The organism is Sulfitobacter sp. TCYB15 (genome assembly GCF_040435955.1).
In the GTDB taxonomy this organism is placed as follows: Bacteria; Pseudomonadota; Alphaproteobacteria; order Rhodobacterales; family Rhodobacteraceae; genus Sulfitobacter; species Sulfitobacter pontiacus.
On the sequence record NZ_CP159193.1, the window covers coordinates 1210256 to 1230816 of the forward strand.

Consider the following 20561-nt stretch of genomic DNA (forward strand, 5'->3'; position numbering starts at 1 on the left):
GCCACGCCCCCGCGTCCCTTGCGCCTGTGAAGGGGCGCGTAGATTGCCCATAGTTTCGCGCAAGCGCAACGGGTTGCTGATCAGGGCTTGACCTGCGTTAAATGAATCAATAATTCTCGATATATGGATAAGAACAACGCTCTCGACGCTTTTGCGGCGCTTAGTCAGGTCACCCGCCTTGATGTCTTCCGTCTTCTCATCACAGCCGGAGAAGGGGGGATGTCGGCAGGCGATATCGGCGACACCTTGGGGGTGCGGCAGAACACGATGTCGACCAACCTCGCGATTCTGGCACGTTCGGGCCTTATTCGCAGCAAGCGCGAAGGGCGAAGCATTCGTTACTTTGCCGATATGGAGGGGCTGCGCGGTTTGCTTGCCTTTCTGATGGAGGATTGCTGCGGCGGGCGCCCGGAACTCTGCCAACCCATCATAAACGAGCTCGCCTGCCCCTGTTAGGCGCGCATGGGGGAGGTGCCGCATTGGTCCTGTAACATTCCTGTGCTGACATCGGGCAACCACATATTCACGGCCAAGGGGCTGCAATTTTTGAAGGTTCGACATGACTGATACGACACTTCCCGCGGCGGCGGGTCTGGGCACGTTTGAAAAATGGCTGTCCGTCTGGGTGGCGCTGGCGATTGGCGCGGGGCTGCTGCTTGGCAATCTGTTCCCGACTGCGTTTGGTATGCTTGCCGGGCTTGAGGTGGCGTCGGTGAACCTGCCCGTTGCGGTGCTGATCTGGGCGATGGTGTTCCCGATGATGGTCGGGGTGGATTTCGGAGCCTTACGTCAGGTGGGGGACAAGCCGAAAGGGTTGGTTGTCACGGTGGTGGTGAACTGGCTGGTCAAACCCTTCACCATGGCCGCCCTTGGCGTGTTGTTCTTTAACTATTTTTTCGCAGGCCTGATCCCGCCGGATGACGCGCAGGCCTATCTTGCGGGCGTGATCCTGCTGGGGGCCGCGCCCTGTACCGCGATGGTGTTCGTCTGGTCTAACCTGACGCGGGGGGATGCGACCTATACGCTGGTGCAGGTGAGCGTGAACGACGTCATCATGGTGTTCGCCTTCGCGCCCATCGTTGCCTTCTTGCTGGGGGCCACGGATATCGTCGTGCCTTGGGATACGCTGCTGTTGTCCGTGGGCCTTTACGTGATGCTGCCGCTTTTCGTGGGATATCTGACGCGCCAGCGGCTGATTGCGCAAGGCGGCGAAGCGGCGGTGGATCGGTTCAAGTCGGGTGTGCAGCCGTTCTCGATCATCGGTCTGCTTGTGACGGTGGTCTTGCTTTTCGCGTTTCAGGGCGAGGTGATCCTGGACCGGCCGCTGGTGATTGCCCTGATCGCTGTGCCGCTTCTGATCCAGTCCTACGGGATATTCTTTCTGGCCTATGGGGTCGCGCGGGCCTGGGGTATTCCCTTCAATGTCGCGGCGCCCTGCGCCTTGATCGGCACCTCCAACTTTTTCGAGCTGGCCGTCGCGGTTGCGATCAGCCTTTTCGGGCTCGGATCCGGTGCGGCATTGGCGACGGTGGTCGGTGTCTTGGTCGAAGTGCCGGTCATGCTGTCGCTTGTCGCTTTTGCAAACAGAACCCGGCACTGGTTCCCTGCCTCGGAGGGGTCAGCATGAGTGTTGTCATTCACCACAATCCCGACTGCGGCACGTCCCGCAATGTGCTGGCCATCATAAAAGCATCGGGCGTGGAGCCCGTTGTGATCCCCTATCTTGATACCGGCTGGACGCGCGGACAGCTTTTGGGGCTTTTCGCGGCGGCGGCTTTGACGCCGCGCAGCGCCCTGCGGGTAAAGCGATCTCCGGCAGAGGCATTGGGGTTGCTGGATCCCGACGTGGACGACGAAGCCCTTTTGGCCGCCATGCTGGAACACCCCATCTTGGTCAATCGCCCCATTGTCTGCACGCCCAAAGGCGTCCGGCTGTGCCGCCCAAGCGAGGCCGTGCTGGACTTGCTTGACCACCTCCCACAGGGGCCGCTGACCAAGGAAGACGGCTCTTTACTGATTGACGCGGAAGGAAACCGAGTTGCCTGATACCCCGAACCTTGATGACACCCATTTCAAAGCGATTGATGCGGCGCGTCTGCTTGAGCCCGCAGCAGACGCGGACCGCCCGCGTATCCTGCTGCTTTACGGATCATTGCGGGACCGGTCGTTCAGCCGGCTCATGACAGAGGAAGCCGCGCGCATTCTGACACGGCTGGGGGCCGAGACGCGTACCTATTCGCCGTCTGGCCTGCCGTTGCCGGATGATGCCGACGCCAGTCACCCCAAAGTGCAGGAACTGCGTGATCTGGTCACATGGTCCGACGGGATGGTCTGGTGTTCACCCGAACGCCACGGGGCCATGACCGGCATCATGAAAACCCAGATCGACTGGATTCCGCTGTCCTTGGGCGGTGTGCGTCCGACGCAGGGCAAAACGCTGGCCGTCATGCAGGTCAGCGGGGGGTCACAAAGCTTTAACGCCGTGAACCAGCTGCGCATTCTTGGGCGTTGGATGCGGCTGCTCACGATCCCGAACCAGTCTTCCACCCCCAAAGCCTTTCTGGAGTTTGACGACGCGGATCGGATGAAGCCATCGCCATTCTATGATCGGGTCGTTGATGTCATGGAAGAGCTGGTGAAGTTCACGATGCTGACCAAAGACAGGAAAGACTACCTGCTGGATCGCTATAGCGAGCGGAAGGAAAGCGCCGTCGAGCTGTCGAAGCGCGTGAACCAGAAGTCGATCTGACCGAGTTGTCGACCGCAGGGGCAGAAATATCCGTATGTTGAACGGGACGCGGCTTGAATGATTTGCGCGACAACTGCGCTGGATGGTCTGTTAAAGCTTCATCCAGCGCAGTTGTCTGCCTAAGGCGACCGCGCAGACGCTGTAATTAACGATCGTGATATCGCCAGAGACAGGGGCATTTTGTGACACAACTATCTGATACACCAACCCGTTACGGCACCGTAAGCCGGCTGCTTCACTGGGGCATGGCCGCATTGTTTGCGGCGCAGTTTATCTCCGCCGCGGCGCATTGGGCGCTTCCGCGAGAGAACACCCTGCGCGAGCTTCTTTGGGGCTACCATACGACGCTGGGGGTGACACTGTTTGCGCTGGTCCTCGTGCGTGGTCTGTGGGGGCTGGCGAACATCCAACGGCGGCCTACGAATGCCGGTTTGATGGGGCAGGCGGCTGTCGCGGGTCATTTGGTTCTATATGCCTTGATGGTGATCGTCCCGGGCGTACGGCTCTTGGCCGCAGCGGGCGGCACCCGTGGGCTGAGCTATTTCGGGGTACAGATATTTTCGCCCCAAACCGCCGAGGTCGCCTGGATGCAAGCGCCCGCGGAATGGCATGGAGAGCTGGGCTGGATCCTTGCCCTTGTGGTGCTTGGGCATATCTTCATGGCAGTCGTTTGGCATCGGCTGATCCAGCGTGATGATGTCCTATCCACGATGGCGGGGCGGTAAGATGCTGAAAATAGGGAGCCCGCGGCGATAGGGGCTTCAGTTTTTCTCGAGGCCAACGGCCGCGTCTTCGGTTTTACTATGGGGCCTTCAGGGGGTAAGACAGGCCAACGGCCTGGCTGCTTTTCACCACTTTCAACAAAGGCTTTCCCATGGCCACCAAAACCAACCTGCACCCCCGCAACCTCCACAACGAGGGGTATGATTTCGCGCGTCTGATTGCGGCCCTCCCCGAGCTAGGGCCGTTTACCGGCCTCAATCCAGCGGGGCAGACCACCATCGATTTTCGGGACGTGGCGGCTGTGCGTATGCTCAATCGGGCGCTGCTCAAGGCGGACTACGGCATTGATTTCTGGGACATCCCGCCGAACTACCTTTGCCCGCCCATTCCGGGGCGCGTCGATTATATCCACCATCTGGCCGATCTGCTTGCACGCAGCAACAACAACGAGATCCCGCGCGGGCCGCAGATCAAGGCGTTGGACATCGGCACCGGCGCAAGCCTGGTCTACCCGCTGACGGGGCAAAGCGCCTATGGCTGGCAGTTTACCGGTGTCGATATCGACCCTGTGGCCATCAAGTCTGCGCAACAGATTGCAAAGGCCAACGCGCTGGACGTGGACCTGCGGCTGCAAGAGAACCGCGAGGATATTTTCGACGGGGTGATCAATCCTGACGACCGTTTCCACGTCACCCTGTGCAACCCGCCCTTTCATGCCTCGATGGAAAGGGCGACGAAGGGCACGCAACGGAAGTGGGCGAACCTTGGCAAAGGGCGTTCAGGCAAGCTCAATTTCGGCGGGCAAAACGCCGAGCTCTGGTGCCCCGGCGGCGAGATCAAGTTCATCGCCAGCATGGTCGACCAAAGCCGCGCGATTGCGGGGCAATGTCTGTGGTTTACGTCGCTTGTGTCGAAAAAGGACAACGTGCAGACGCTTTATAAAATCCTGAAAAAGGCCAAGGTCGCCAACTGCGATGTGGTCGAGATGGCGCAGGGGCAAAAGACAAGCCGGTTCATCGCCTGGACATTCATCAAGAAAGATCAGCGTGCGTCCTTTATGAAGGGATCCGCGCGCTAGAACAGCCACGCGCGTGTCTGATACCCCGCGACATTAACCGCCCGTATCGCCCTTCGTCTCGATCTTGAGCGTGGTGCCGCAGTGTTTGCAGTGAACGGCGTCTGTCTCGTGACGGTTCAGGCCACATTCGGGGCAGGTGTGCTTGATCTTGGAGGGTTGGAAAATCGTCCGCGCCAATTGCACGAACAGCGCGACCCCGACCACCATGATGAACACCGACAGCAGTTTGCCACCCGTTGTCGTCATCGTGATGTCGCCAAAACCCGTTGTCGTCAGCGTCGCCACTGTAAAGTACAGTGCATCGACATAGCCCGCGACGCCCGCGTCCTCTTCAAAGGTCAGCACAAACACCAGCGATGTAATGACAAAGATGAACACCAGCAGGTTGACCGCCGCAAGGATCGCGTCCTCGTGTTTGCGGAAAAACGCGCTTTCTCGCCGCAGGTCGTGCAGCAGGTGATAGGCATGGATCAGCCGCAAACCGCGCAAGACCCGCAGGAACGCAAAGCTTTCGGCCATAAGCGGTGCCAGCACCAGCGATATCACCACGACCAGATCGGCAAGGGTGTAGATGCGCGTCAGCTCTTTGCGCAGGTTCGTAGAGATCCAAAGACGCGCGGCAAGGTCGAACAGGATGAACAGGCCAAAGAACGCATTGACCGCCGTAATCACCGGCGTGGACGGCAACGCGGCGGTCGCGATGAAATAGATGATCGTCAGTGAATCAAACAGGATCAACCCATAACGAAACCGCCGCGAGCGCGTGGTTTGTCCATCGTATAAAGCTTTAATCGTACTGCGTAGACTGTTCATTGATTGGACATACCGCTTCCCTCAGGGTCGTCATCGTCAACAACCGCTGAGGGTCAAGATGGCGCAAGGCGCGCCAATATCAATGGTTTGCGTAGGCCGGCAGGATTATTCCGGCGTGGTCTCGTCCGTCCGGGCCAAGCGGCGCACAAAGCTGACGCCCGTTTGACGGCGCAGCATGCGTCGGGATTTATGCTTTAGGCCGACTTCTTCCAGCACCTTGGGGTTGCGGTAATGCACCGTGAAGATATCGCGATCTTCGGGCAGGGGCTCCCCCCGTATCTTGCCGCCCAGGATATAATGTTGCTCTTCCGCCAGCGGGTTCCATGTCAGGCCCGCACGGCGGATGGCGACAGGAAGGCTCATCTGATCAAGATAAGGGCGTCGCTTTTCCAGCGTGTCGATCTCGTCAATCCGTCGGGCCGTCTCGTACCAGACATCGGCAAACCGGCCCTGTGGTCCTTCGGCTTCGGGGAAAAGGACGAAACCGGACGAGAAATAGGGCACTTTGGGGCGGCGCGACTGGCGCATCAGATACACACGCTCTTCCGGGATCTCCATATCGAAGGCCCCGTAGATCAGGTCCCAGATGTCTTTCTGCGCCCAATACATACTGGCCGCGACAGAGCAGGAAACATGGCCGGATTTGACGATATTGTCGATTGTATTGGGGCGGATAAACAAGACGTCGGAATCCACAAAGGCGGAAAACTCGCTCTCGCGGGGCTGCATCGCGGCGATGATCTTGTTGCCGTGGGGATAGGGCTCGCGCCACATGCCTTCCGTTTTCATCGGGCGCAGCTCCGCCCCCATTTTCTCGTGTGCGATGAACACCGAAGGGTGGACGTCGTTCATGCGATGTTCGGGCACATAGCCGATGCAGGCCACGTCTTCGGAAAACTGCTCGCGGATAGAGGCAAGCAGGCTACAGGCCATGATGTCGTAAGAGGGCGGTTCCACGATATAGGTGAGCGTAAGTCTTGGTTTCGCCATTAATCTGCTTCCCTATCTACGGTGCCCGTCCCGCCCGGGCGGTCGGCTCCGGCGGGACTGTCGCGCAAGGCTCGCTTGCACGCCCCAACTGTTTTTCAGGAATGTCTGGTTCTGTCTAGGTTTACGTGACCGATGACCCGCCTGCGCCTTAGCGCAGACGTTGTTCGGTGTTGGCGTCAAACAGCATCGCCCGCTCGGGCGGGATTTTCACGCCAACCTGCGCCCCTTCACGAGACCGGTCGTCGCCGCGTTCCTCGACGATGATCTTGGCACCGGTGTCGGACAGCAGGTGAACATAGGACACGCCGCCAAGAGCCTCGGTCATTTCGACGGTGAAGCCTTTGCCTTGGGGTTCAATTTCGATGTGCTCTGGCCGGATGCCGAGGGTGATGTCCCGGCCGTCTTCGGGTGGGGTCACGGGCAGGGCATAGCTGCCGTCCAACCCGTCCAGCACGACCTTGCCGCCGCTGGTGGTGCCATCCAGAAAGTTCATCGCGGGCGAACCGATGAAGCCTGCCACAAAGCGGTTGTCAGGATCGCGGTACAGGTCAAGCGGAGCGCCGACCTGTTCGATCCGGCCCTTGCGCAGCACCACGATCTTATCGGCGAGGGTCATCGCCTCTACCTGATCGTGGGTGACATAGACCATCGTCGCCCCGATTTCCTTATGCAGGCGGGCGATTTCGACGCGCATTTCGACACGCAACTCGGCGTCGAGGTTGGACAGCGGTTCGTCGAACAGAAAAACTTCGGGGCCGCGTACGATGGCGCGCCCGATAGATACGCGTTGCCGCTGGCCCCCCGACAGGGCGGCGGGCTTGCGGTCAAGATACTCTTCCAGCTTCAGGATCCGCGTCGCCTCGGCCACCTTCTGGGCGATCTCGGCTTTGGGATGGCCGTTCATTTTCAGGCCGAACCCCATGTTGTCGCGCACGGTCATATGCGGATACAGCGCGTAGGTCTGGAACACCATCGCGACCCCGCGCTCTGCCGGGTCCATGCGGGTCACATCCCGGTCGCCGATGCTCATGCTGCCTTCGGTGGTTTCTTCCAGCCCCGCAATCATGCGCAGCAAGGTCGACTTGCCGCAGCCTGACGGGCCGACAAAAACGCAAAACTCGCCATTTTCGATTTCAAGGTCGATCCCGTGTATCACCTGAACACCGCCATAGCGTTTCACGACATCTTTCATGACGACACCGGCCATATACGACTTCCTTTTATGAGGGGACAGAGGGGGACTGCCAGGATTGCGCCTCGGCCCCGATGCGGGTGGCACACTCAAGCAGGGCAGGGCGGAACGCATTCAGACCGTCCAGCGTATGACGGTGTGTTGCGGTTGCAATGGATACGGCACCCACGACGCGGCCCGCGTCGGTCAGAATGGGGGCGGCGATGCTGATGATGCCGGCCTCGTGTTCCTCGCGGTCAAAGGCGATGCCCTCGGCGCGGATCTGTTCCAGCTCGCGCACAAGGGTTTCGGTGCTGGTATGGGTCGCATCGGTATATTTCAAAAACGCCTGCTGCTGTAACGCCTGCGCCTGTGCTTCGGGTTCAAGATGCGCGAGAATCGCCTTGCCGACTCCTGTGCAATAGGCCGGGGCGACCTGACCGGTGCGCGCCAGCGTGGCAAAGCGGCTGCTGGCCTGACGCTTGTCGACGAACACGACCTGACCGTTGTCGATCTGCGCAAGGTGGATCGCCTCGCGCAGGCGTTCGCCGAGGGCGCTGATATAGGGGGCGGCAATCGGTGCAAGCGAGGCTTGCGACCATGCGGAATGGGCAAGGCTGACCAGACGGATGCCCGGCGCATAGGTCTGCTGATCCTTGTCATAGCTTAGCATACGTTGACTGGTGAGCGTCTGAAGTAGCCGGTACAGCGTCGGTTTTGGAAACTCCGATGTCTCCAGCAATTCGCGCATGCGGACAGGGCGGCCCATTGCTGTCACCTGATCCAGCACGCTCAGCGCCTTTGCAACAGTCCCGTCGCTGTTCACCACATTCATATCGTTCTCCGTCCCTCAGGGCGCTGCATCCTGTGGGGTCTTTTGACTGACCTTTCCCCCATGCGGCGCACCAAACTGTTGACAAGGCTAGCGAGCTTGATCTTATATATCAATATACAAAACTAAGTTTCAAATAATGAGACAGTTTTGGATTGCGGAAGCATCAGGGAGGATACCATGCATTCCATTCTCAAGAGGTCACTCGCGGCCGTTGTCGCTGCGGGATTTTCAACATCGTTTGCTGTCGCGGACGAAAGTCAGCTTTCAGGGGAGCTCAAGATCACCTCTGACATGTCGAACCCCGCGCCGCGCGCGGTGATGGAGAGTTTGGCAGCCGGTTTCGGAGAGCTGCATCCGGACGTCGATATCGAACTGACGATCGTCGACCGCGAAGCGTGGAAGACGCAGATCCGGAACGCCTTGGGGGCGAACCCGCCCGATGTGGTCAACTGGTATGCCGCGAACCGCATGGGCCCTTATGTCTCTGCCGGGTTGTTCGAAGACATCTCTGATATGTATGCCAACGGCGATCTGCCCGGGCTTGAGTCTGTCAAAGGTGCGCTGACCATCGACGGCAAGCAATATGGTGTGCCCTATACCTACTACCAGTGGGGCATGTACTACCGCGAAGATATCTTCAAGGAACTGGGACTGACCGAGCCTGAAACCTTTGAACAAGAGCTTGCGAACTGCGAAAAGATCGTTGCCTCGGGCCGTGCGTGCTATGCCATCGGGACCAAGTTCCTGTGGACCGCTGGCGGCTGGTTCGACTATCTGAACATGCGCACCAACGGCTTCGACTTCCACATGGAACTTGCCCGTGGCGAGGTGCCCTGGACCGATCCGCGCGTCCGCGAAACCTTTGCCAACTGGCGCAAGATCATCGACATGGGTGGCTATGTCGCCGATCACCAATCCTATTCCTGGCAGGAAGCGTTGAACTTCATGATCGAAGGCGAGGCGGTTGCCTATCTGATGGGGAACTTCGCCGTTGCCGCAATGCGCGAAGGCGGCCTGGACGACAGCCAGATCGACTTCTACCAGTTCCCGAAGATCGCGGATGTGCCACAGGGCGAGGATGCCCCGACCGACACGTTCCACATCCCGTCAGGTGCCAAGAACAAGGAAAACGCCCGCGCGTTCCTTCAGTATGTGACATCGGCTGATGTGCAGACCAAGATCAACGCAGGCGACGCCTTGGGGCAGCTGCCCATCAACTCTGAATCCTCGGTCGATAAGGACGAGTTCCTCGAGCAGGGGTTCGAGATGCTGAACACCAGCGCCAAGGGCGGTGTGGCCCAGTTCTTTGACCGCGACTTCAGCGCCGAGATGGCCAGCGTCGGCATGGAGGGGTTGCAGGAATTCATGGTGGTTCCCGACAACCTTGACGACATCCTAGAGCGGCTCGAAGAAACGCGTCAGCGCATCTACGAATAACGCGAAAGCGTCGCGTCCTCCCGCATCGGGGGGACGCAACTCACCGCCTCAATCCATTCGCAAGCCCGCCGACGGCCGGTTTTCGCATGTGTTGATTTACCGGAGACCACGGCATGGCAGCAACAACACCGCCCCCCGCGCGCAGTTGGTACAAACGCAACGAGATCGCGCTGACGCCGTGGCTTTTCCTGCTGCCGGCGATGCTGTTCTTTGCGGTCTATGTGATCATTCCCATCGGCCAAAGCGTCGCGATCAGTTTCTACCAGTGGGACGGACTGGGGGAAAAGACCTTTGTCGGCACCGCGAACTACGAAAGGTTGCTGGGGATCGGCGACCAGAAGATGGACCGCAAGTTTGAGATCTCGTTCTGGAACAACCTCAAATGGCTGGTGCTGTATTTGCTGGCCGTGCCAGCGGGGCTGTTCATCGCCTTGTTCCTGAACCAGACCGTGCGCGGCATCCGTATCTACAAGTCGTTGTTCTTCTTTCCTTTTGTCATTTCCCAGGTGGTCGTCGGGCTGGTGTTCTCGTGGTTCTACCTGCCACGCGAAGGGCTGCTGAACGCGATGCTGGCGATTTTCGGGGCAGGGCCGGTGAATATCCTGGGCGACCCGTCTACGGCGACCTACGGGATCATCGCGGCGGGGCTGTGGCCGCAGACGGCCTATTGCATGATCCTTTATCTAACGGGTCTGAATGCGGTGGACCCCGAACAGATCGAGGCCGCGCGACTGGACGGGGCCAAGGGGCGCAAGATGCTGTGGTACATCATCCTGCCCCAGCTCAAGCCCGCGACGTTCATCGCCTTTGTCGTCACCATCATCGGCGCGCTGCGGTCGTTTGACCTGATCAGCGTCATGACCAACGGCGGCCCCTTCGGATCGACCCGCGTGCTGTCGTTCTACATGTTCGAAGAAGCGCTGTCCGAGTTCGGCTTCCGCATGGGCTATGGCTCTGCCATCGCGGTGATCCTGTTCCTCATCATGCTCGGGTTCATCGCCTATTTCCTCTATGCCATGTGGCGCGAAGAGCGGGAGGCTCGCTGATGTTCCCTACACCGATCGCCAAACAATCGCGCAGCCGCCAGCTGACCTATCAGACGTTGCTGCCCGTCGCGCTGATCCTGTGGCTCTTGCCGCTGATCGCGGTGGCCCTGTTCTCTATCAAGCCGGGGTCGGATTTCGCCGCCGGGAACTACTGGGGATGGCCGTCCAGCTTCGAGGGACTGACGAACTACGGCAAGGTCTTCTTTGAAAGCAATATGCCGCGTTACCTGATGAACTCGGTCTTTATCACGCTGCCCACTGTGCTGGGGGCGATTGCGCTGTCCAGCATGGCGGGGTTCGCCTTGGGGATCTACAAGTTCAAGGGCAACCTGCTGATCTTCTTCATGTTCATCGCGGGCAACTTTGTCCCGTTCCAGATCCTGATGGTGCCCGTGCGCGACCTGACCATATCGCTGGGGATGTATGACAGTATTCAGGGGCTGGTCCTGTTTCACGTGGCGTTCCAGACGGGCTTTTGCACGCTCTTCATGCGCAACTTCATCCGCGCATTGCCCTTCCCCTTGATCGAGGCCGCCCGCGTCGAGGGCGTGGCCGAATGGCGCATTTTCTTCTTTGTCGTGCTGCCATTGATGAAGCCCGCGCTGGCCGCGCTGGCGGTATTGGTCTTTACCTTCATCTGGAACGATTATTTCTGGGCGGTCGTGCTGACCCAAGGGCCAAGCGCGCAACCTGTCACCGCGGGCATCACCGAATTCAACTCGCAGTTCCGCGCAGCCTATCACCTGATGAGCGCGGGATCGATTGTCGCCGCCTTTCCGCCGGTCGCGATGTTCTTTCTGATGCAAAAGCACTTCATCGCCGGTCTCACGCTTGGCGCAGTAAAGTAGAGAGTTATGACACAGACCTACCGCCTTGATGACGGGCACCAGACGCTTGTTCTGGCCTCTGCGCACGACCGCTTGCCGCAGGTGGTCTATTGGGGCAGCCCGCTGCCCGACGGCGAAAATCTGGAAGAGATATGCGCCGCCCATGCCATCGACGTGACCGGCGGCATGCTGGACGAGACGCCTGATCTGTCGCTGTGCCCTGAAGCCGGGCGTAGCTTTCCGGGGCAGGCGGGGATCGCGGTTGCGCGCGCCGATGGCACGCCGCTGCGCCCCGTGTTTCACCTGCGCAACGTGGTGCAGGATGCAGGGCTGCGGTTCACCTGCGCGGCACCGGACGAGGGGCTGACGCTGACCTTTGACTTTGCGGTTGATGCGGGAACCGGCGTGATCACTTGCCAGACGACACTGGAGGCCGCGCAGCCCGTGCGCCTGCACTGGCTTGCCGCGCCGGTGGTGCCCGCGCCGCAGCTTAGCACAGAGATGATCGACGTCTCGGGCCGATGGTGCGGTGAATTCCAGTTGAACCGCACCGCGTGGCGGGCAGGCATCCACGCGCGCGACAACCGTACGGGCCGCACGGGCCACGAACACTTCCCCGGACTGTTGATCCCGACCACGGGGACCACAAACACCCAAGGGACATGCTACGGGTTCCACTATGGCTGGTCGGGCGGTCATACGATGATCGCCGAAGAGCTTCAGGACGGGCGGCGGCAGGTTCAATGGGGTCATGCGGCTGGCACCCAGGACGCCCCCGCGACACAGTTCCAGACGGCGCCGCTTTACCTGACCTATTCTGACACCGGCCTGAACGGCTGTGCCGTCAGCTTTCAGCGCCATCTGCGCGACCGCATCGTGACATGGCCCAAGCCCGACACCCCGCGCCCCGTTCATTACAACTGTTGGGAAGCGGTGTATTTCGACCACGACTGGTCTGTCCTGACCGATATCGCCAACCGTGCTGCCGCTTTGGGGGCAGAGCGTTTCGTGCTGGATGACGGCTGGTTCGGACAGCGCGACGACGACACGAGCAGTCTGGGCGACTGGATCATCGATCCGCGCAAATACCCCAAGGGGCTGACCCCGCTAATCGACCATGTTCAGGGCTTGGGGATGCATTTTGGCCTCTGGTTCGAACCCGAGATGGTCTCGCGCGATAGCGACCTCTACCGCGCCCACCCCGATTGGATTCTGGGCCCGCAGGACCAGATAGAGGGGCGTCAGCAGTTGGTGCTGAACATGGCGCTGCCGCAGGTCCAAGACCTGCTTTACGACCGTATCGCCACGGTGCTGCGCGACAATGCCATCGACTATATCAAATGGGACCATAATCGCGTGTTGCCCGCACCCGAGGCGACGCAGACACGGGGCGTCTATGCGCTGCTGGACCGGTTACGCGCCGATTTCCCGCTGGTCGAGATTGAAAGCTGCGCGTCAGGCGGAGGGCGGATCGATTTCGGGATCATGGCGCGGACCCAGCGGGTCTGGCTGTCGGATAGCAACGACGCGCTGGAACGGCTTCGCATCCAGCATGACGCTGCCTTGTTCCTGCCCGCTGCCGTGACCGGCAGCCATGTCGGCCCACGCCACTGCCATACCTCTGGCCGCACGCTGGACATCAGTTTTCGCGCCTGGGTCGCCGCGCAGCGCCACATGGGGTTCGAGATGGACCCGCGCGAGCTCGACGCCCGCGAAACCGATGTGCTGAAACAGGTCACGCAGTGGTGGAAGGACAATCGCGGATGGATGCGCACCGCGGATATCCTGCGGCTCGACAGCGCTGATCCAGCGGTGATCGCAGAGCAGCAACAGGCCGCCGATGGGATGCGTTTCGTGGTGTTCGCAGGCAATGCCGCGACCTCGGCCCAGATCTCACCGCGCCCGCTGCGGCTGACCGCACTTGACCCGCAAGCGCGCTACCGGATCACGCTGGCAAACCGCGACGAGGCGGTCGCGCTGTCACGGGGCGATGCCGCGCTCAAGACCCGCGATCTGGTGCTGTCGGGCCAGTACCTCATGAACCATGGCGTGACCCTGCCATGGTCGTTCCCTGAACGCATGTGGGTCATTGAAGGAACACGGCTATGACAAAAGAGAAACGCAACCGCGCTTGGTACGGCAAGAATGATCGGGACGGGTTCATTCACCGCAGCTGGATGAAAAATCAGGGCTTTCCCGACCACGCCTTTGATGGCCGCCCCATTATCGGTATCTGCAATACATGGTCCGAGCTGACCCCGTGCAATTCCGGTCTGCGCGATCTGGCCGAAGGGGTGAAGCGCGGCGTGTGGGAGGCAGGGGGCTTTCCGGTCGAATTTCCGGTGATGAGCCTTGGCGAGACCCAGATGAAGCCGACCGCCATGCTGTTTCGCAACCTGCTGGCGATGGACGTCGAAGAAAGCATTCGCGCCTATGGTATTGACGGTGTGGTTCTGCTGGGCGGCTGTGACAAGACCACGCCGGGTCAACTGATGGGCGCGGCAAGCGTCGATCTGCCGACGATCGTTGTCAGCTCCGGCCCGATGCTGAACGGCAAGTGGAAGGGCAAGGACATCGGCTCTGGCACGGATGTGTGGAAGTTCTCGGAAGATGTGCGCGCGGGCGAGATGACCTTGCAGGATTTCATGGCCGCTGAATCCGGCATGAGCCGGTCCAAGGGCGTGTGTATGACGATGGGCACGGCCTCTACGATGGCGAGTGTGGTAGAGGCGATGGGGATGTCACTGCCCACCAATGCCGCGCTGCCTGCCGTTGATGCGCGCCGCATGGCGCTGGCGCATCTGACCGGCAAGCGCATCGTCGAGATGGTCGAGGAAGATATCAAGCTATCGCAGGTCGTTACCCGTGCCTCTATCGAGAACGCCATTCTGGCCAATGCCGCTGTCGGCGGGTCGACCAATGCCGTGATCCATCTGCTGGCCATCGCGGGCCGCGTCGGCATCGACCTGACGCTCGATGATTTCGAGCTTGGGTCGGATATCCCGCTGCTGGTCAACTGCATGCCCTCGGGTAAATATCTGATGGAGGACTTCTGCTATGCGGGCGGGATGCCCGTGGTGCTGTCCCATCTGCGCGACAAGCTGCGGCCCGCGCAGACCGTCATGGGCGGGGATATCCTTGCCTATGCCGAAGGGGCTGAATGCTACAACGAGGATGTGATCCGCCCGCTGGATAATCCGCTGCGCCCTGCGGCCGGGTTGAAGGTGCTGCGCGGCAATATCGCGCCCAATGGGGCGATCGTGAAACCCTCGGCGGCGACGGACGCCTTGCTGGAACACGAGGGCGAGGCATATGTCTTCGAGAATATCGAGGATATGAAAGCCAATATCGACCGCGAGGATCTGCCGGTGACCGCGGATACGGTTCTTGTGCTCAAGGGCTGCGGCCCCAAGGGGTATCCCGGTATGCCCGAAGTCGGCAATATGCCGATCCCCGCGCGTCTGGTCAAAGAAGGCGTGCGCGACATGGTCCGGGTGTCCGACGCGCGTATGTCCGGCACCGCCTATGGCACCGTTATCCTGCACGTCAGCCCTGAATCCAACGCAGGCGGCAATCTGGGGCTGGTACAGACCGGCGACCGTATCCGGCTGTCGGTGGCGCAGGGCACATTGGACGTGCTTGTCTCTGACGAGGTGCTGGCAGAGCGCCGCGCGGTGTGGGTGCCCGAACCACCCCGATACGACCGCGGCTATGCCAAGCTCTATACCGAGACGGTATTGCAGGCAGACAAAGGCGCGGACCTTGATTTTCTGGTGGGTAAAGACACCCGCCCCGTCACACGGGAGAGCCACTGATGACCCTGAACGCAACATTTCCCGATCTGCGCGACCGGTCGGTGTTCATCACCGGCGGCGGCGCGGGGATCGGTGCCTTTCTGACCGACGGGTTTCTGGCGCAGGGGGCCAAGGTCAGCTTTGTCCAGCGCAGCGACGCCACCGCGTTTTGCAACGAGATGGAGGAAAAACACGGCCTGCGCCCCCATGCGCAGACCTGCGATATCTCGGATATTGCGGCACTTCGGTCCAGTCTGGCCGCGGCCGCCGATGAGCATGGACCGGTCACGGTTCTGGTGAACAACGCCGCCAATGATGCCCGTCACACCGCCGAAGAGGTCACCGAAGACTTCTGGGACCAGTCGCAGGCGATCAACCTCAAGTCCTATTTCTTCGCCTGTCAGGCCGTACTCGCAGGGATGCGCGCCGCGGGTGGCGGGGCCGTGGTGAACATGAGCTCGATCTCGTATATGATGGGGAACGCGGGCTATCCTGCCTATACGACCGCCAACGCCGGCATCAACGGTATGACCCGTTCGCTGGCGCGGGAATTCGGGCCGGACAAGATCCGCTTTAACGCGCTGGCACCGGGGTGGGTGTTGACGGAAAAGCAGATCGAACAATGGGTCACGCCCGAAGCACTGGCGGCGCATATTGACCGGCAATGCCTTAAGGATACGTTGAAGCCGCAAGACATCGTGGATGCGGTGCTGTTTTTATCCTCTGCCTCCAGCCGCATGATGACGGGGCAGTTGATGGCCGTCGATGGCGGCGTTGTGGTCACCGGATAGGAAGGGATACCGTGCAACACTACGCTGAATGGATCGCTGTCGATTGGGGAACGTCAAACCTGCGGGTCTGGATGATGGGGGCCGATGGCAAGCCTTTTGCCTCTGACAGGTCTGACAAGGGGATGGGGGGGCTGACGCAGGACGGGTTCGAACCTGCCTTGCTTTCATTGATAGACCCCTACCTAAATCCGGACCATGTGACCCCTGTGATCTGCGCGGGTATGGTGGGCGCCCGCGAAGGCTGGCGCGAGGCCCCCTACGTCGCCACGCCCTGCGCGCCTCCGGATGCGCGGGCGGCGGTTGCGGTAAAGGCCCATGACCCGCGGATCGCGGTCCACATCCTGCCCGGCGTGAAACAGATGGCTGCCCCTGACGTGATGCGCGGCGAGGAAACCCAGATCGCAGGGGTGCTGCACAGTCAGCCGGAGTTTGACGGCATCCTCTGTCTGCCCGGCACCCACACCAAATGGGTCCATATCAGCGCGGGCGAGATCGTGAGCTTCCAGACCTGCATGACCGGCGAGATCTTCGCGCTGCTGGCCAACCAGTCGGTCCTGCGCCATTCGGTCACCACGGCAGAGTGGGACGAGGACAGCTTTATCGACGGCGTCACGCAGGCGATGGACAGCCCGCAAAGCTTTGCCTCCAGACTATTTGGCCTGCGTGCAGGGGGGCTGTTGCAGGGCACATCTGCAGGGGCGGCGCGGGCGCGGCTTTCAGGGCTGCTTGTGGGGTTAGAGCTGGCCGGCACGCGCCCCTATTGGCTGGGCCGCCATGTCGCCATTCTGGGCGCAGACAGCGTCGCCGCGCATTACCGGTGCGCATTGGCCGCACAGGGTGTGCAGGCCGAAACACTGGATAACGCGGGTCTGACGCTGGCGGGCCTGACCTCTGCCTATCGTTCATTGAAAGGGGCCCTTGTATGAGCCGCAATATCATCGCCATTCTGCGTGGCATCCAGCCGCATGAGGCCGCCGACATCTGCGCCGCCTTGATCGACGCAGGCATCACCCGCATCGAGGTGCCGCTGAATTCGCCAGAACCGCTGAAATCCATCGAAACGATGGCCCAAACCTATGGGGCCGACGCGTTGATCGGCGCGGGCACGGTGTTGGACGTTGAAAACGTCGCGGCGGTGGCGGCTGTGGGGGGGCGGATGATTGTCTCTCCGAATGCGGACCCTTCTGTTATCACGGCAAGCAAGACGGCGGGCATGATGTCCTATCCCGGTGTGATGACGCCCACGGAATGTTTTGCCGCGCTTAAGGCCGGGGCCGATGGGCTCAAGCTGTTTCCGTCGTTCCTGCTGGGGGTCGAAGGGCTAAAGGCGATCAGGGCGGTGCTTCCGGCGCAGACCGAAACCTATGCGGTTGGCGGCGTCGGCCCGTCGAATTTCGCGGAATGGCTTGCGGCAGGGGTGACGGGTTTTGGCCTTGGGTCCAGTCTGTATAAACCGGGGCAAAGCGCGGCGGATGTCGCGCAAAGCGCGCGCGCGGCGGTAAGCGCCTATGACAAGGCGACCCTCTCTTGAACGCGACACTCTTTGATGCGCGGACGTGCGAGTTGGGCGAAGGGCCGCTGTGGCATCCCGAACGGGGCCAGTTGTTCTGGTTCGACATCCTCGGCAAAACCCTGATGTCGCGGCAGGGCGACAAAACGCTGTCGTGGGAGTTTGACGAATGCGTCTCTGCCGCCGGGTGGATCGATAGGGATACCTTGCTTGTCGCGTCCGAAACCGCGCTGTGGCGGTTCGACCTAAACGGAGCGGAGCGTTCCCTCGTCGTGCCACTCGAGGCGGATCAGCCCCTGACCCGATCCAACGACGGGCGCGCCGACCCGTGGGGCGGGTTCTGGATCGGGACAATGGGCTTCAACGCAGAGCGAGGGGCGGGGGCGATCTACCGCTACTATAAAGGCGCGCTGCGACAGCTTTTCGCGGAGATTACCATTTCGAACGCGATCTGCTTTTCGCCCGACCGACGATTTGCCTATTACACCGACACGCCCACGCGCCAGATCATGCGCGTGCCCCTTGATGCCGCAGACGGCTGGCCCTCGGCCCCGCCAGAGGTGTTTGTCGATCTCAAGAAAGACAAGCGTAACCCCGACGGCGCGGTTGTCGATAGCGACGGCTGCCTGTGGAACGCGCAATGGGGGGCCGCGCAGGTCGCCCGCTACAGCCCCGATGGCACCTTGTTGCAGACCGTTGATGTTCCAGCAGCGCAGGCCACCTGTCCGGCCTTTGGCGATGCGGATCTGCGGACGCTCTTTGTCACCTCTGCCGCGCAGGGCCGCGACGAGGCGGAGGATGGCCAGACCTTCCAGCTTGCATCGGACGTGCGAGGCCAGCGGGAACACCGGATAATTTTGTGAGGCGTGATGAAACGAACTCTAGGGACTTGCTACTACCCTGAACAATGGCCCGAAGAGATGTGGGAAGCCGACGCCCGCCGCATGGGTGAGGCGGGCCTGACATGGGTGCGCATCGGCGAGTTTTCATGGAGCAAACTAGAACCGCAACCCGGCCAGTATGACTGGGCGTGGCTGGACCGCGCGATCGAGGTTTTAGGGGCTGCCGGTCTGCGGGTTGTGCTGGGCACCCCCACTGCAACCCCGCCCCGCTGGATGCTGAAACGCCACCCCGACATGCTTGCCGTGGATATTGAAGGGCGTCCGCGCAAGTTCGGGTCGCGCAGGCACTACTGTTTCAGCCACGAAGGCTATCAGAAGGAATGCGTCACGATTGCCACGTTGATGGCCAAACGCTATGGCGCGAACCCCCATGTGGCCGCGTGGCAGATCGACAATGAATACGGCTGCCACGACACGGTGATCTCGTATAGTGATGCGGCAGCCCATGCCTTTCGCGGCTGGCTGGCAAAACGCTACGGTACCCCCGCCGCGCTGAATGCCGCGTGGGGGAATACGTTCTGGTCGATGGACTACGACAGTTTTGACGACATCGACCCGCCCAACCTGACCGTGACCGAAGCCAACCCTGCGCATCGTCTGGCGTTTCGGCGGTTCAGCTCGGATCAGGTGGTGGCATTCAACCGGCTTCAGCTTGACGTGATCCGCCAGCACAGCGCCGCCCCCGTGAGCCATAACTACATGGGCCGGATCACCGATTTTGACCATTTCGCAGTGGGTGAAAATCTTGATATCGCCACTTGGGACAGCTACCCGCTGGGCTTTCTCGAGGATCGGGTGGGCGCGGATGCGGCGCAGCAGCACCGCTATGCGCGGCAGGGTGACCCTGACTTTCAGGCGTTCCACCACGATCTTTACCGCGCCGTGGGCAAGGGGCGCTGGTGGGTGATGGAACAGCAGCCGGGGCCGGTCAACTGGGCCCCGCACAACCCCGTGCCACTGGCCGGTATGGTGCGTCTGTGGACATGGGAGGCCTTCGCTCACGGGGCCGAAGCGGTGTGCTATTTCCGCTGGCGACAGGCCCCTTTCGCCCAAGAGCAACTGCACGCCGGCTTGCTCCGCCCCGACAGTGCCGACGCCTTCGCGATGGCGGAGGTCCGGCAGGTCGGCGCAGAGATGGCCAAGGCTCCGGATGTGCAGCCCGCGCAAGCACCGGTCGCGCTGCTGTTCGACTATGACGCGGATTTCGCATGGGCGACCCAGCCCCATGGTGCGGATCTAAGCTATTTCGGGTTGGTCTTTCACACCTACAAGGCGCTGCGGCGTCAGGGGTTGTCGGTTGATATCCTGCCCGCCACCTGCCGCGATTTTGACGGCTACGGGCTGGTGATGGCACCGGGGGTGATGCACATGCCGGACGCTCTGAAACAGGCGCTGGCGCGCAGCGCGGCGACGGTCGTCTATGGCCCCCGCAGCGGCGCGCGCACGTCCGAGATGGCGATCCCCGTGCCGCTGCCCCCCGCAATCGACGGGTTGGACGTGACGGTCACGCAGGTCGAAAGCTTGCGGCATGACATCTCTGTACCGCTGGAGGGCGGTGGGAAAGTGATCCGCTACCGTGATGTGCTGGACGGCACGGCAAAGGTGATCTTGCAGACCACAGACGCAGAGCCGGTTGCCATGCGCGACGGGCAGCAGATCTATCTGGGGGGCTGGCTGGATGACGACACGCTCGACCAATTCGTCAGCGGGCTGTGCGGCGAGGCAGGGATCGACGTGCTGCCGATGCCCGAAGGGGTCCGTACCCGCACGACGGGGGGCGAACGGTTCTGGTTCAATTATTCAGATGCAGAGGTTGCCTGCCACGGTGTCGAACTGCCCGCCGCAGGCGTTCTGCGTGTGCCGGTCTGACCACAGGGGCGCGGCCCAAAAGACCG

Annotated in this window: 20 protein-coding genes; 16 read left to right on the forward strand and 4 right to left on the reverse strand. The window is 61.2% G+C overall.

The window, feature by feature from the left end:
* Positions 1-123: 123 nt before the first annotated feature.
* The 6 genes from ABM428_RS05780 (at position 124) to rlmF (ending at position 4550) form a co-directional block, all read left to right on the forward strand.
* Positions 124-456: a helix-turn-helix transcriptional regulator gene (locus tag ABM428_RS05780; protein WP_132996977.1), complete on the forward strand. Its 333-nt coding sequence runs from the start codon at positions 124-126 to the stop codon at positions 454-456.
* A 103-nt stretch (positions 457-559) separates the two neighbouring features.
* Complete coding sequence (gene arsB, locus ABM428_RS05785) at positions 560-1627, forward strand: ACR3 family arsenite efflux transporter (protein WP_005852103.1); 1068 nt, start codon at positions 560-562, stop codon at positions 1625-1627.
* Positions 1624-2046 carry an arsenate reductase (glutaredoxin) gene (gene arsC / locus ABM428_RS05790; protein ID WP_180828909.1) on the forward strand — a complete coding sequence of 141 codons (423 nt, stop codon included), beginning with the start codon at positions 1624-1626 and terminating at the stop codon, positions 2044-2046. The genes arsB and arsC overlap by 4 nt, the downstream gene beginning before the upstream one ends.
* Positions 2039-2749, forward strand: coding sequence for an arsenical resistance protein ArsH (arsH, locus tag ABM428_RS05795; RefSeq protein WP_353628268.1), 711 nt, complete (start codon positions 2039-2041; stop codon positions 2747-2749). Before arsC ends, arsH begins: the two co-directional genes overlap by 8 nt.
* 182 nt (positions 2750-2931) lie before the next feature.
* Positions 2932-3474, forward strand: a complete 543-nt coding sequence (locus ABM428_RS05800; RefSeq protein WP_353628269.1) for a cytochrome b — start codon at positions 2932-2934, stop codon at positions 3472-3474.
* 149 nt (positions 3475-3623) lie between these two features.
* Complete coding sequence (gene rlmF / locus ABM428_RS05805; protein ID WP_353628270.1) at positions 3624-4550, forward strand: 23S rRNA (adenine(1618)-N(6))-methyltransferase RlmF; 927 nt, start codon at positions 3624-3626, stop codon at positions 4548-4550.
* Positions 4551-4583: 33 nt separating this feature from the next.
* On the opposite strand, the gene ABM428_RS05810 is transcribed toward rlmF, so the two are convergent.
* From ABM428_RS05810 to ABM428_RS05825, 4 genes are all read right to left on the reverse strand, one after another.
* Positions 4584-5363 carry an ion channel gene (locus ABM428_RS05810; protein ID WP_132996973.1) on the reverse strand — a complete coding sequence of 260 codons (780 nt, stop codon included), beginning with the start codon at positions 5361-5363 and terminating at the stop codon, positions 4584-4586.
* Positions 5364-5468: 105 nt separating this feature from the next.
* Complete coding sequence (locus ABM428_RS05815; RefSeq protein ID WP_132996972.1) at positions 5469-6353, reverse strand: hypothetical protein; 885 nt, start codon at positions 6351-6353, stop codon at positions 5469-5471.
* Between the two features lie 148 nt (positions 6354-6501).
* A complete protein-coding gene (locus ABM428_RS05820) occupies positions 6502-7560 on the reverse strand; it encodes an ABC transporter ATP-binding protein (RefSeq protein ID WP_037943674.1) in 1059 nt (352 codons plus the stop codon).
* A gap of 13 nt (positions 7561-7573) precedes the next feature.
* Complete coding sequence (locus ABM428_RS05825) at positions 7574-8359, reverse strand: IclR family transcriptional regulator (protein ID WP_009826389.1); 786 nt, start codon at positions 8357-8359, stop codon at positions 7574-7576.
* A gap of 177 nt (positions 8360-8536) precedes the next feature.
* Here ABM428_RS05825 and ABM428_RS05830 point away from each other — a divergent pair, with 177 nt between their 5' ends.
* The 10 genes from ABM428_RS05830 (at position 8537) to ABM428_RS05875 (ending at position 20535) form a co-directional block, all read left to right on the forward strand.
* Positions 8537-9796, forward strand: a complete 1260-nt coding sequence (locus ABM428_RS05830) for an ABC transporter substrate-binding protein (protein WP_181358628.1) — start codon at positions 8537-8539, stop codon at positions 9794-9796.
* A gap of 113 nt (positions 9797-9909) precedes the next feature.
* Positions 9910-10842, forward strand: coding sequence for a carbohydrate ABC transporter permease (locus ABM428_RS05835; RefSeq protein ID WP_005852117.1), 933 nt, complete (start codon positions 9910-9912; stop codon positions 10840-10842).
* Positions 10842-11690 carry a carbohydrate ABC transporter permease gene (locus tag ABM428_RS05840; RefSeq protein WP_005852118.1) on the forward strand — a complete coding sequence of 283 codons (849 nt, stop codon included), beginning with the start codon at positions 10842-10844 and terminating at the stop codon, positions 11688-11690. Before ABM428_RS05835 ends, ABM428_RS05840 begins: the two co-directional genes overlap by 1 nt.
* A 6-nt stretch (positions 11691-11696) precedes the next feature.
* Entirely contained in the window at positions 11697-13778 is a 2082-nt protein-coding gene (locus tag ABM428_RS05845) for an alpha-galactosidase (protein WP_353628271.1), read from the forward strand.
* A complete protein-coding gene (locus tag ABM428_RS05850; RefSeq protein ID WP_064217341.1) occupies positions 13775-15484 on the forward strand; it encodes an IlvD/Edd family dehydratase in 1710 nt (569 codons plus the stop codon). The genes ABM428_RS05845 and ABM428_RS05850 overlap by 4 nt, the downstream gene beginning before the upstream one ends.
* Positions 15484-16254 (forward strand): SDR family oxidoreductase, encoded by a 771-nt coding sequence (locus ABM428_RS05855; RefSeq protein ID WP_340243111.1) that lies wholly within the window; start codon positions 15484-15486, stop codon positions 16252-16254. The genes ABM428_RS05850 and ABM428_RS05855 overlap by 1 nt, the downstream gene beginning before the upstream one ends.
* An 11-nt stretch (positions 16255-16265) precedes the next feature.
* Positions 16266-17180 (forward strand): 2-dehydro-3-deoxygalactonokinase, encoded by a 915-nt coding sequence (locus tag ABM428_RS05860; RefSeq protein ID WP_353628272.1) that lies wholly within the window; start codon positions 16266-16268, stop codon positions 17178-17180.
* Positions 17177-17785, forward strand: a complete 609-nt coding sequence (locus ABM428_RS05865; RefSeq protein ID WP_353628273.1) for a 2-dehydro-3-deoxy-6-phosphogalactonate aldolase — start codon at positions 17177-17179, stop codon at positions 17783-17785. Before ABM428_RS05860 ends, ABM428_RS05865 begins: the two co-directional genes overlap by 4 nt.
* On the forward strand, positions 17782-18627 hold the full coding sequence (locus ABM428_RS05870) for an SMP-30/gluconolactonase/LRE family protein (protein ID WP_132996967.1): 846 nt from the start codon (positions 17782-17784) through the stop codon (positions 18625-18627). Before ABM428_RS05865 ends, ABM428_RS05870 begins: the two co-directional genes overlap by 4 nt.
* 6 nt (positions 18628-18633) lie before the next feature.
* Positions 18634-20535, forward strand: a complete 1902-nt coding sequence (locus tag ABM428_RS05875; RefSeq protein WP_132996966.1) for a beta-galactosidase — start codon at positions 18634-18636, stop codon at positions 20533-20535.
* Positions 20536-20561 lie beyond the last annotated feature (26 nt).

Excerpts from the sequence above, each read along its gene's own strand:
- ABM428_RS05780 (WP_132996977.1), top strand. The coding sequence starts at position 124 with ATGGATAAGAACAACGCTCTCGACGCTTTTGCGGCGCTTAGTCAGGTC.
- arsB (WP_005852103.1), top strand. The coding sequence starts at position 560 with ATGACTGATACGACACTTCCCGCGGCGGCGGGTCTGGGCACGTTTGAA.
- arsC (WP_180828909.1), top strand. The coding sequence starts at position 1,624 with ATGAGTGTTGTCATTCACCACAATCCCGACTGCGGCACGTCCCGCAAT.
- rlmF (WP_353628270.1), top strand. The coding sequence starts at position 3,624 with ATGGCCACCAAAACCAACCTGCACCCCCGCAACCTCCACAACGAGGGG.
- ABM428_RS05810 (WP_132996973.1), bottom strand. The coding sequence starts at position 5,363 with ATGAACAGTCTACGCAGTACGATTAAAGCTTTATACGATGGACAAACC.
- ABM428_RS05815 (WP_132996972.1), bottom strand. The coding sequence starts at position 6,353 with ATGGCGAAACCAAGACTTACGCTCACCTATATCGTGGAACCGCCCTCT.
- ABM428_RS05820 (WP_037943674.1), bottom strand. The coding sequence starts at position 7,560 with ATGGCCGGTGTCGTCATGAAAGATGTCGTGAAACGCTATGGCGGTGTT.
- ABM428_RS05825 (WP_009826389.1), bottom strand. The coding sequence starts at position 8,359 with ATGAATGTGGTGAACAGCGACGGGACTGTTGCAAAGGCGCTGAGCGTG.
- ABM428_RS05830 (WP_181358628.1), top strand. The coding sequence starts at position 8,537 with ATGCATTCCATTCTCAAGAGGTCACTCGCGGCCGTTGTCGCTGCGGGA.
- ABM428_RS05835 (WP_005852117.1), top strand. The coding sequence starts at position 9,910 with ATGGCAGCAACAACACCGCCCCCCGCGCGCAGTTGGTACAAACGCAAC.
- ABM428_RS05840 (WP_005852118.1), top strand. The coding sequence starts at position 10,842 with ATGTTCCCTACACCGATCGCCAAACAATCGCGCAGCCGCCAGCTGACC.
- ABM428_RS05845 (WP_353628271.1), top strand. The coding sequence starts at position 11,697 with ATGACACAGACCTACCGCCTTGATGACGGGCACCAGACGCTTGTTCTG.
- ABM428_RS05850 (WP_064217341.1), top strand. The coding sequence starts at position 13,775 with ATGACAAAAGAGAAACGCAACCGCGCTTGGTACGGCAAGAATGATCGG.
- ABM428_RS05855 (WP_340243111.1), top strand. The coding sequence starts at position 15,484 with ATGACCCTGAACGCAACATTTCCCGATCTGCGCGACCGGTCGGTGTTC.
- ABM428_RS05865 (WP_353628273.1), top strand. The coding sequence starts at position 17,177 with ATGAGCCGCAATATCATCGCCATTCTGCGTGGCATCCAGCCGCATGAG.
- ABM428_RS05875 (WP_132996966.1), top strand. The coding sequence starts at position 18,634 with ATGAAACGAACTCTAGGGACTTGCTACTACCCTGAACAATGGCCCGAA.